Source organism: Bacillus cereus group sp. N21, from assembly GCF_016483395.1.
GTDB classification, from domain to species: Bacteria; Bacillota; Bacilli; order Bacillales; family Bacillaceae_G; genus Bacillus_A; species Bacillus_A pseudomycoides.
In genome coordinates, this window is the sequence record NZ_JAEHBX010000098.1 from 1 (window position 1) to 13,396 (window position 13,396).

Here is a 13,396-nt window from a genome sequence, read left to right on the forward strand (position 1 = left end):
TCTCGGGAGGTAGACACCCACAACTGATTCAGGACCAACCCCTTTTCTCTGCAAAACATGTGCCAACTGATTTGCCCTCGCATCCAGTTCACCGTAGGTCCACTCTGTCATTTGATCGACCACTGCAATCGCATCGGGACGTCGCGCTACTTTGTCCTCAAATCTGTCGCAAATAAGACCCTCTTGGGACATTTCCATTGCGGTGTCATTCCATGTCTCTAATAACAAATCACGCTCAAATTCGGAGAGCATACTCAAACTATTCAACGGTTTTTGTGGATGATGAGAAACTTCATATAGCCAGTTCTCAAAATGTCCTGCCATTCGTTCGATGGTTGTAATATCAAATAAATCCTTATTGTATTCAAAAGAGAAAATTAATCCTTCTTCCGCCTCGGCTGCCATTACACTTAAATCAAATTTCGCGATCGAATTATGGCTTTCTATCATTTCGATTCTTCTACCAGACAACACTGGAAGCTCTTGTTTCATATTTTGTAAGATGAACATCGTCTGGAAGATCGGAGAATGACTTGTACTCCGCTCAGGTTGCACAACTTCCACAATTTTTTCAAATGGAATATCTTGATATTCATATGCTTTCAGCGCCTTTTGACGCACTTGAGACAACAACTCTTGGAATGTCGGTGCGCCACTCAGATCAGCCCGATAAACCAACGTGTTGACGAAGAAACCGATTAACCCTTCAATCTCTCTGTAATTACGATTCGCAATTGGACTTCCGACGAGAATATCTTCTTGTCCTGTATAACGGGAGAGGAAGCTTTGATACGCAGCCAACAGGGTCATAAAGAGCGTCGACCCTTCTTGACGACTGAATTCGTTCAGTTTGTCGCGTAACGAACGTGACAGCAACACAGTGTGTGTCGATCCACGATGGGTTTGCACCGCAGGACGCGGGTGATCCATCGGCAGTTGTAGCACAGGAAGCTCACCAGACAATTCTTCCTGCCAATAGTGGAGTTGCTGTTCAAGCACTTCTTCCTTCAACCATCCCTTTTGCCACTGAGCAAAGTCCGCATATTGGATCGGTAATGGTTCAAGTTCTGCTACCTTCTCATCCGTTGCTTCCTCATAGAAAGCTATCCATTCTTCAAGTAGGACTCCCATCGACCATCCGTCCGAAACGATATGATGCAGGGTGCAGAGGAGGATCCATTCCTCTTCTCCCACTCGCAAGACGATTGTCCGAATCAGTGGGCCCTCTCCTAAGTCAAATGGCACTTCTGTTTCTTGCTGAATTAAACGATTAACTTCTGCGTCTCGCTCTTCCGGAGAAAGCATAGTTAAATCCATTTGAGGAAGGGACCGGAAAGCATACGGTTGAATCTGCTGCACAGGATGACCATCCATTTCATGGAACACCGTTCGCAAAGATTCATGACGCTCTATCAGCTGATTCCATCCCGTCTCCAATGCTTCAGGTACCCAATTTCCTGTAAGACGGCATACCATCGGCATATTATAAAGTGCACTATTAGGCGTGAATTGGTCAATAAACCACAGGCGCTGTTGGGCATAAGAGAGCGGAATGGCTTCTCCCCGTTCCATCGGCATAAGCGGTGGAATCTCTCGTTTTTTGTCCCCTTTATGCAACTGATCCAGTCGCTTCGCCAGTGCCTCCACCGTTGTAAACTCAAAAAGTTCACGCACCGGTAGTTCGATTTGGAAGACTTCTTGTAAACGTGAGACAACTTGGGTAGCGAGTAGCGAGTGGCCACCAAGCTCGAAGAAGGAATCCTGAACACCAATATTTTCTATGCCTAACACTTGACTCCATACCGATGCGACGAGCTCTTCCACTGGTGTTCGCGGTGAGACAATATTTACGCTCATGGGCTGTCCATCCAATGCCAGTAAGGCTTTGCGATCGATTTTGCCATTCGGAGTGAGTGGCATCACTTCCATCTCGACAAAGTATGCCGGAATCATGTAATTCGGTAATTGCGTCTTGAGGTGCTCACGCCATTCTCCAGTGTCTCCTTCACCCACCACATAAGCTACTAACCGCTTGTCTCCAGGATGATCTTCCTTCACTAACACAACAGCCTCTTTCACAGATGAATGATCGTGTAGGACCGCTTCAATCTCTCCCAGCTCAATCCGGAATCCTCTGATTTTCACTTGGTTATCTATTCTTCCGATATACTCCACATTGCGATCATTCAGATACCTCACCAGGTCCCCCGTCCGATAGAGCCGTTCCCCTTCCTTAAATGGATGCGGAATAAAACGTTCAGCAGTTAACTCTGGACGATTGAAGTAACCACGTGCCAAGCCTACACCACCAAGGTAAAGTTCCCCAGCCACACCTATCGGTACCACCTGTTGGCTTTGATCTAGCACATACAATTCGGTATTATCAATCGGACGACCAATCGGAATAAGCAACGGTTCTTTTTCTAAATCACAATCATAGTAAGTGACATCTACAGTCGCTTCTGTAGGACCATACAAGTTGCTTAACTTCGTTTGCTGAGAATCATAAAACACACCCTTAAACCGGCGAACTTGTTCGGTATTTAACGCTTCTCCACTGGTGAAAACCTGACACAAAGACGATACGTCCTTTTTCGCTTTGAATTGTTCCATATAATCCAAGAAAGTAGATAACATCGACGGAACAAAGTGCATCGTGGTCACGCGATATCGCTCAATACACTCCTCAATCATTGCAGGATCCTTCTCGCCACCCGGTGGAAGTAAACAAACACGTGCTCCTACAAATGACCACCAAAATAATTCCCAGACAGAGACATCAAACGAAAACGGCGTTTTTTGAAGAATCGTATCCTGTTCAGATAATGGATAGTTTTTTTGCATCCACTGTAATCGGTTGATAACCGAGTGGTGTTCAATCATCACTCCCTTCGGATTCCCTGTCGAACCCGAAGTGTAAATGATATACGCCAAGTTGTTTGCTGTCACTCCGCTCACTGGTGCCAAGCTACTCTCTTTAGAAATCGCTGCTTGATCTCGATCCAAACAAATCGCTTGGATGCCTTCAGGCAACCAACCCTGTAACGCTTCCTTTGTTAAAAGCACTTGGATCTGCGAGTTCTCTAAAATGTATCTCAGGCGATTTTCAGGATAACTCGGATCCAGTGGGACATAAGCCCCACCTGCTTTGAGAATCCCTAAGAGACCAATAATCATTTCGGGTGAACGCTCGACACATATACCGACCAATGACTTAGGTCCTATATCCCGTTTCTGTAAATAATGTGCCAATTGGTTCGCTTTCTCGTTGAGTTCTTGATACGTCAGCTGTCCACCTTCATACACTACCGCCACCGCTCCAGGTGTACGCGCAACCTGCTGCTCAAACAGTTCGTGAATCATGCTCTCATGTGAATAAACTACGTCAGTGTCATTCCATTCTTCCAAGAGCTGCTTCTGTTCTGTGTCCGCTAGCATCGACAGCTTTGTAAATGATTCATCTGGATGATGAACAATTTCGTTCAACCAGTTTTCAAAATGCCCTGCCATACGTGCAATGGTTCTACTGTCAAATAAATCTGTATTGTATTCAAAAGAGACAAATAGACCTTCTTCCACCTCATAAGCGGTTAAACTCAAATCAAATTTCGCGATGGAAATATTACTTTCTATCATTTCCAAACTTCTCCCAGACAGCTCTATTCGTTCTTGTTTTATATTCTGTAGCGTAAACATGGTCTGGAAGATGGGCGAATGACTCGTACTCCGTTCAGGTTGTACAGCTTCTACCACTTTTTCAAACGGAATATCTTGATATTCATACGCTTTCAACGCCTTTTTCTTTATCTGAGACAAAATCTCCCGGAACGTCGGATTTCCACTGAGATCCGCTCGATAGACTAACGTATTAACAAAGAAGCCGATTAATCCCTCTACTCCTTTATGGTTCCGATTCGCAATCGGACTTCCGACAAGAATATCTTCTTGCCCCGTATAGCGAGCAAGAAAGCTCTGATATGCAGCCATTAAGGTCATGAATAAGGTAGATCCTTCTCGTCGACTTAAATCCTTCAATGAACTGAGTAGTGTGTGAGGAAGAATCACATGATACGTGTCCCCAGCGTACGTTTGCGTAACCGGTCGAGGGCGATCCACTGGCAGTTGTAGTATGGGAAGCTCACCGGACAATTCTTCCTGCCAATACGTAAGTTGTCGATCTAGCACTTCACCCTGCAACCACTGCCTTTGCCATTTCGCAAAGTCTGCATATTGAATCGATAGCGAACTTAGTCCAGCAGGCTTCCCACTCATTTCTTCCTCATAGAAGGCAAGCAATTCATTGATCAATATGCCGATGGACCACGCATCAGAAATAATATGGTGCATGGTACATAGCAATAACCATTCCTCTTTCCCTAATTGAACCAGTTGATTACGAATCAAAGGGCCATTCATTAAATCAAACGGATCCTGCGCTTCTCTAGCAATCAAGCTCTCTATCTCTTTTTCCTTTACTTCCAGAGGAAGGTGAGAATAATCCTCTACAGGTAGTTTTCTAGGAAGGAATTCCACAATATGTTGCATAGGTTGGTCTCCAACTTCCTTAAAAACGGTGCGTAATGATTCATGACGCTCAATGAGTCGATTTAATCCCTTTTCCAATGCTTCAGGTATCCAATTTCCTTTTAGACGCCATACTGTCGGAATATTATATACTGAACTGTTTGGGTTAAATCGGTCCATAAACAACAAACGTTGTTGTGCATAGGACAACGGAAGCGCTTCTTTATTCTCCTTTTTCTGCATCTGCTTCTGAAGCCACGCTCTCTTCTCAGGAGAAAGCGAATTCAACTTTGCAAGTAAATCACTTCTCATTTTTTCACACCTTCCTCAACCAAGTTTCTCTCGAATATATCTTGCGCTTCTTCTTCTGATAACTCTTCCAATTGCTTAAGAAGTTCAAGTAACTCTTCATCATTACTCGCTGCTGCTTCATTTTGAATATAGTCTTGAAAACTTACATTCTCCTTACTATCATTCTGCGTTTGCTCATTTCCACTACAGCGCAACTGATTAACCCGTTCTGCCAATTCCTGCACCGTAGTATACATAAATAAATCATGCAGTGGTAACTCAATTCCAAAGGTTTCATTCAGATTAGAAACAGCTTGTGTAGCGAGTAATGAATGGCCACCTAGTTCAAAAAATGAATCATGAATCCCGATATTTTCAGTGCCTAAAATTTGATGCCATATCGAAACAATCGCTTCTTCTGTAGGGGTACGAGGGGCAACATAACCACCCTCTGCTTCCTTGCGCTCTGGTGCAGGTAAGGCTTTCCGATCGATTTTTCCATTTGGGGTGAGTGGGAATGCTGTCAATTCGACAAAGTGTGCCGGAACCATGTAATTTGGTAACTGGGTCTTGAGATAATCACGCCACGCATGGGCATTTCCTTCTCCCACTACATAGGCAACTAAACGCTGATCACCCGGATGATCTTCGCGTACCATCACAACGACTTCGTTAACTGATGAATGACTTTGTAACGTCGCTTCAATCTCCCCTAGCTCAATCCGGAATCCACGGATCTTCACTTGATGATCGATCCGACCGAGATAATCCAAATTCCCGTCCGGTAGATATCTCACAAGATCTCCCGTCCGATATACTCGCTCCCCTTCTTTAAATGGATGCGGGATAAAACGCTCGTTTGTTAAGTCAGGGCGATTTAAGTAGCCACGCGCCAAGCCTGATCCCCCAAGGTAAAGCTCACCCACTACACCAATCGGGACCATTTGCTGGTTTGCACTGAGTACATATACTTCTGTGTTAGAGATGGGTCTACCAATCGGTGGCACCTTGTGCATGACGCCCTTTTCTAGCTTCATATACGTAGAATAAGTAGTATCTTCGGATGGACCGTATAGGTTGTACACCTTTTCAATCGGACTTCTCTCATACAAGTGCTGGACCAGTGACTGTGGCAACGGTTCTCCAGCCAAATTCATCACTTTTACCGAAGAAGGGATTAACTTTGCTCGAACCAGTTCCTTCGCTGCTGATGGCACAGTATTGACCAAGGTCACATCCTTCGTAGACAACTTGTCCAGATGAAGGGCACTTTCAGCGACAATTACCTTGCCACCCCTCGTCAAAGGAACAAATACTTCAAAAACCGATAGATCAAAGGATAGTGAAGTTGAAGCCAGCACTCCTGCTAATTCCTGTCGGGAATAGGTTTGATGTGCCCAATGGATCATTGCCAACGTACTCCGATGCTCAATCATCACTCCCTTAGGATTGCCAGTGGATCCTGAGGTATAGATGATATAAGCTAAGTTATTGCTTGTCACTTCACTCGTACATACGGTCGTTACTTCCTGTTCGATCGCTGCTCGATCACGATCGATACAAATCATATTAACCGATTCAGGTAACGTCATTTTTTGCTGCAACTTGTCCTGTGTCACCAGTACCTCGATTTGAGCATCCGCTAAAATATACCGTATCCGACTCTCCGGATACGCAGGATCAATCGGAACATACGCTCCTCCTGCTTTCATGATTCCTAAGAGACCGACAATCATCTCGGATGAACGTGTAACGCTGATCCCAACCAATGATTCGCATCCCACACCCCTCTTTTGAAGATAATGGGCCAACTGATTGGAGCGTTCGTTCAGTTCTTGATACGTTAGCTCCTCATCTTCGCACACTACCGCGATCGCTTCTGGCGTTTTCTCCACTTGTTCCTCAAACAATGTATGAATCGTGCTTTCACGTATGGCCACGACACCTGTGTCATTCCATTCCTCTAGTAACCTCTTATATTCTGCTTTCGATAGCATATTCAGCTTTGATAGTGAATCTTTTGGATGAGATACAATTTCATATAACCAATGTTCAAAATGACCTGCCATTCGTTCAATAGTTGCAGCATTAAACAAATCGGTATTATATTCAAAAGTTAGCAATAACCCTTCTTCCGTCTCCGATGCAAATAAACTCAAATCAAATTTGGCAACCGAAGTATGATTTTCCATCAGCTCCATGTTTCTTTCAGATAGCTGAGGTAACTCTTGTTTCATATTCTGTAAGGTAAACATGGTTTGGAAAATCGGCGAATGACTGGTATTCCGTTCAGGTTTTACGGCTTCTACCACTTTCTCAAACGGAATGTCCTGATACTCGTATGCTTTTAGTGCTTTTTTTCGTATCTGCGACAGAAGTTCTTGGAACGTCGGATTTCCACTGAAATCAGCTCGATAAACCAACGTATTTGCAAAGAAACCTATTAATCCTTCAATCTCTTTAACATTCCGGTTCGCAATCGGGCTTCCAGCCAAGATGTCATCTTGTCCCGTATAACGAGAAAGGAAGCTTTGATACGCCGCCATCAAGGTCATAAATAAGGTGGAGCCTTCTTGCAGACTTAATTCCTTGAGCTTTTCCCGTAAGGAATTCGCCACCATCAGAGATTGACTTGCACCACGGTGGGTTTGAACAGCAGGTCGAGGACGATCCATCGGTAATTGCAAGACCGGTAAATCACCAGCCAATTCTTCCTTCCAATATTGAAGGTGCTGATCAAGATTCTCTTCTTTTTGCCATTCTTTTTGCCACATGGCAAAGTCCGCATATTGAACAGGTAACTCCCTCAGTTCAACTGGTTTTCCACTAATGGCTCCTTCATAAAAAACCATCCATTCTTCGAGTAAGATTCCCATTGACCACCCATCCGAAACAATATGATGCATCGTACAAAGAAGTACCCATTCCTCTTTGTCCACTTTCAAAATTCGTGTTCGGATCAAAGGACCTTGTCCCAAATGAAATGGTTCCTCCGCCTCGTTTTGAACGAGCCGCTTCAACTCTCTTTCTCTGTCTTCCAGAGGGAGAGTTGTTAGATCCATTTGAGGGAGGGGTCTGAAAACATGCGACTGAACCTGTTGAACGGGTTCACCCTCTCGCTCTTGAATTACCGTCCGCAATGATTCATGACGTTCAATCAACTGATTCCATCCCGTCTCCAATGCTTCAAGTGACCATTTTCCTGTCAGTCGACATGCTGCATGAATATTGTACATCGCACTATTTGGCATTAATTGATCAATGAACCATAGGCGTTTCTGTGCGTAAGAAAGCGGAATAGATTCTTCCCGCGACATAGGTACAAGTGGTGGAATCTCTCGTTTTTTATCTCCTTTACACAACTGATCCAGTCGCTTCGACAGTGCCTCCACCGTATCGTACTTGAAAAGTTCACGTAGCGGGATTTTGATCTGGAATGCTTCTTGTAATCGAGAGACGATTTGGGTAGCGAGTAATGAGTGCCCACCACGTTCAAAAAAAGAGTCCTGAATGCCGATATTTTCTATTCCTAACACTTGACTCCAAACCGAGGCGATGAGCTCTTCCGATGACGTTCTTGGTAGGACGTTAAACTCTCCCATAGATTGTCCTTCCGGCGCTGGTAAGGCTTTTCGGTCGATTTTTCCATTCGGAGTAAGTGGGAAATATTCCAACTCTACAAGGTGTGCTGGAACCATGTAATTCGGTAATTGGTCCTGGAGATACGCTCGCCAATTTTGGATATTTCCATCGCTTATCACATACGCTACCAATCGCTGATCACCAGGGCGATCTTCTCTCACTAGCACGACAGTCTCTTTAATAGACGAATGCCTTTCTAAAGTCGCTTCAATTTCTCCAAGCTCAATCCGAAAGCCACGCACTTTCACTTGATGGTCCATTCTGCCTATAAATTCTAAATTCCCATCAGTTAGATATCTTACTGAATCTCCGGTTCGATATAGCCGTTCTCCTAATTGAAACGGATGCGGAACGAATCTTTCAGCAGTGAGATCAGGTCGGTTTAAGTAACCACGTGCTAAACCTGCACCACCAATATACAACTCACCCTCTATCCCTATCGATTGCAAGCACTGATTCTGATCTAATACATACAGCTGAATATTTTGTATTGGATTACCAATAGAAACAAATTCTTGATGAGGTTGACAGTCAAATGCATTCACGTAAATGGTTGCTTCTGTTGGTCCATAAAAGTTGGTCAATTTTACTTGTCCGCTCTGATCCCAGTGCTGTTGAAATCGTCTAACCAACCCTGGACTTAGCTCTTCCCCACCGGAAAACACATGACGCACGGACGAACATTTCAGTTTCAAATCAATATGATCGAAATGATCTAAGAAAACAGATAGCATCGAAGGAACAAATTGGACAACAGTAACCTGATGCTTCTCTATCACTTCAGCTATTATAGAAGGATCCTTTTCTCCACCTGGAGGCAGGAAGGATACACATGCTCCTACACTAATACCCCAAAATAACTCCCACACCGATACATCAAATGAGAATGGTGTTTTCTGCAAGACCACATCCTTTTCAGAGAGTGGATATTGATGTTGCATCCATTCAAGATAATTAATCACCGAATGATGCTCAATCATCACTCCCTTTGGATTACCTGTAGATCCTGAAGTATACATAACGTATGCTAAATTTTTTCCTGTTACACTGCTTGTACATGCGATCGGTTCTTCCTGTTCAATCGCAATGCGATCTTGATCCATACAAATTGTTTCGATTTGTTCGGATATACCTATTTTTTCTAACTTTTCTTGCGTCACTAGTACTTCGATTCTAGCATCTTCTAATATATAGCGTAGCCGATTCTCGGGATACGTAGGATCAAGTGGAACATACGCTCCTCCTGACTTTAGAACCCCTAGCAACGCTATCATCATTTTTGGCGATCTTTCCATATATACACCGACTAAAGACTCTGGACCCACACTACGCTTCTGTAAATAGTGAGCTAGCTGATTAGCACGCTCATTCAGCTCTCTATAGGTAAGTTTCTCATTTTCATAAATAACCGCGATCGCTTCTGGCGTTTTCTCCACTTGCTGCTCAAATAACGTATGAATCATGCTTTCAGATGAATATTCTACTTGGGTATCATTCCATTTCTCTAGCAGTTGTACCTGCTCTTCCATTGTTAAATGGGTAATTTCGGATAGCTTTGAATCTGAGCTTTTCGTCATCTGAATTAATGTTTGCGATAGATGATCCTGAATCCGATGAATGGTCTCTTCATCAAAATGATGGCGGTCATACATCAACTTCAAAGTAAATTCCTTACCTGGCATTGCAATGAGCGTCAAAGGATAATTTGTTTGTTCTGCACTTTGGACCTCTAGTAATCTTAAATCAGCATTGCGCTCTCCTTGGATCGGGTAATTTTCGAACACATACAAGGTATGAAATAAAGTACTGCTCCTTGGAACTTCACTCCACCCTTGAATATCGACCAACGAATTATACTCGTATTGTCTCCGTTCCATTTCTTTCATCTGTATCTTACGGAGCCAGTCTACTACTGATGTATCATTCTTTACATGAATTCGGGTAGGCAATGTGTTAATGAATAGACCAACCATTTTCTCTGCCCCTGCTAATTCAGTAGGACGTCCAGAGCTAGTCACACCAAATACGATATCGCTTTCACCGCTATACCGGCTCATCAAGTAAGCCCAGGCTCCTTGCACTAACGTATTTAATGTTAGCTGACTATTTCGTACCCACTCTTGTAAAGTTTCAGTCAGTTCCTCAGATAGCTGATAAACGCTCTCTCCATAACCCTTCTCCTGCCCCTGGTCACTTCTTTCCATCGCTAATGGCGTAGGTGCATGAAATCCTTTTAATTCTTCTGTCCAGAATTTCTCAGCTTTACTTCGATCTTGTTTATTAATCCACTGGATATATTTTTTATAGGGAAGAGACTTTGGAAGATCGAATGCTTCTCCCTTTATCATCTTGAGATAAACTCCCATCACTTCACCGAAAATCAGGGACACACTCCACCCATCCAACAAAATATGATGATGCGTCCAAATGATTCTCGTTTCTTCTTCTGCTTCTTTAATCGCAGTGATTCTCATCAACGGTGCTTCGTCTAACAAAAAACCTTTTCTCCGATCAGCATTCAAAAACTGGTGTAATTTCTTTTCCCTATCTCCACATGAAAGAGCGCTCCAGTCTTCTCGACGAATAGTAAAAGGAAGACGTTGATAAACAGCTTGCAATGGCTTTTCTACTTCCTCCCACACAAAAACAGAACGTAGAATCTCATGTCGGTGAATGACGTATTCCCAGGCCTTTTCGAAAGTAGCAACATCCAATCGATCACCGAGTAAGAAACCTACCTGTACAATGTAGGAAAAAGAATGCTCATCATCTTGATCATATAAAGTATGAAACAGTATCCCTTTTTGCAAAGGTGATAATCCGTATATATCGATAACGTCCCCCATCGTTACACCCTCTTCTTTGTTAATTTAAGTAATACTTTACTCAAGCTTTCTTCCGTAAGAGCCTCTGCATCAGCAAAGTCAGATACCGTAAAAGCAGACTCTGTCGTTGGTGGATTTATCAGTAGACGAAGTTGATTCAACATGGCATCTGCTATCGCTTTAATCGTCAATCTAGAAAACTGTTTTCTACTATACATCCAAACAAAATGTAACTTCCCATCTTTCACCATACCAACAACATCAATCGGGTGAGATGGTTTCGATTCTGGAGCATGGTCTAAGCGTGTAAACCCTGTCTCTTGCATAAACAAAGATTCTTTGGAAAACACTTGATCAAATTGTCCCAAATAGTTAAAGCTTATTGATGGTTTTTGCTGCTGATAAAACGGAAGCAATTCTCTGCTCAAGTAGCGTAAAATGCCATAATCAATGCCCTGATTCGGAATTCGACGCAATTGCTCTTTCACAGCCTTTAATCCCTCAATAGGTGTTGTTGTTCCTTGAAGATCAAGGTGAACGGGATAAATACTCGTGAACCAACCCACTGTCCGCGATAGATCAACGCCTTCAATCACCTCTTCTCTCCCATGTCCTTCCAAGTGAACAGAAACCTTATGCTGATTTGTACAGTCAGCTATAGCTTGTACTAATGCCGTCAATAGTACCTCGTTAATCCTTGTCTTATGAGTCATCGGAACTTCTTGTAACAACGCGTGGGTCTCTTCTACTCCCAACGTTATCGTCACTTGATCAATCGATGCTTCTGTCGTTTCCTGTATAGGGTAGTCCATCGGAATCGTCATCACTTGTTTTTCTGCCTGTTCATGCCAATAATCTTTTACTTCTTTTGAAAGATCTGACTCACTGTATGCCTGTAGTCGTTCCGACCATTCTTTAAAGGATGTACTTTTCGCAGGTAACTGAACCTTCTGATTTTGTTTCATCTGGTTGTATACGGCCTGTAAATCTTCCAATAGAATTCGCCATGATACCCCATCTACTACTAAATGATGAATCGTCCAGAATAATCGATCGTTCCCATTCGAACCGTCATCAAAGTACACTACTTTCATCAACGGCCCTGTAAGTAAATTGAAACTGGCTTGAGTGATATCCATCTCTTCTTGTATCACTTGATTCCACGCTTGTTGATCAGCATCGTTCCGCTTTACCACACGAAGTACAGACTGTTCATCGATTCCCTCATTTCTCTGCTTCCAGGTTGCATTTGGTAACTGTTCATACCGGAAACGTAAGGCATCATGATGTTTGAGTAAGTTTAATAGGGCTTCCTCTAATAACTCCACATCCAATCTCTCTCTTACTCTTAAAAGCATCGATTGATTCCAATGTTGTGGACGCGGATGTTCTTGCTCGAAGAACCAATACTGAATTGGAGTAAACGGTACCTCTCCCGTCACAACCCCCTGATCCGCTTGTACTCCCTGATCTTCTTTGACTACTTGCGCCAACTCGGCAATCGTTGGGCATTCAAACATTTGCTTGGGTGTAAGTTTTAATCCCAATTGACTCGCTTGTGATATGATCTGAATGCTGAGAATCGAGTCCCCACCAATTTCAAAGAAGTTATCATGGATTCCCACCTTTTTAATCCCTAATACTTGCTTCCAAATGGTAGCCAGTGTTTCTTCTTTACCATTCCGGGGTGCAACACATTCACTTTCAATTTCCCTCTCCTCTGGTACAGGAAAGGCCTCGCGATCAACTTTACCGTTAGCAGTTAGTGGAATAGCTTCCATCATCACAAATCCTGAAGGAACCATATGGCTTGGTAGTTCCGCCTTGAGATAATCTCTCCACTCACCTACATTCCCATCACCCACGACATATGCCACCAATCGTTTATCACCCGGCTGATCCTCTCGAACAATTACAACAGCCTCTTTTACGGATGCATGTGCGTTTAAAGCAGATTCAATTTCCCCGATCTCAATTCGGAAACCACGGATTTTCACCTGGTGATCAATCCGCCCAAGATAATCTAGATTTCCATCCGGCAAGTATCTCGCTAAGTCTCCTGTCCGATATAATCGCGCTCCCGGGTCACTACTGAATGGATGAGGAATGAAACG

General features: G+C 43.4%; 3 protein-coding genes. All 3 read right to left on the reverse strand.

The window, feature by feature from the left end; genetic code table 11:
- A partial coding sequence (locus JDS96_RS27895; protein WP_199668761.1) for a non-ribosomal peptide synthetase occupies positions 1–4,836 on the reverse strand: 4,836 nt, incomplete at its 3' end.
- Complete coding sequence (locus JDS96_RS27900) at positions 4,833–11,303, reverse strand: non-ribosomal peptide synthetase (RefSeq protein ID WP_199668762.1); 6,471 nt, start codon at positions 11,301–11,303, stop codon at positions 4,833–4,835. The genes JDS96_RS27900 and JDS96_RS27895, both read right to left, overlap by 4 nt.
- 2 nt (positions 11,304–11,305) lie before the next feature.
- On the reverse strand, positions 11,306–13,396 hold a 2,091-nt coding region (locus JDS96_RS27905; protein ID WP_199668763.1), incomplete at its 5' end, for a condensation domain-containing protein.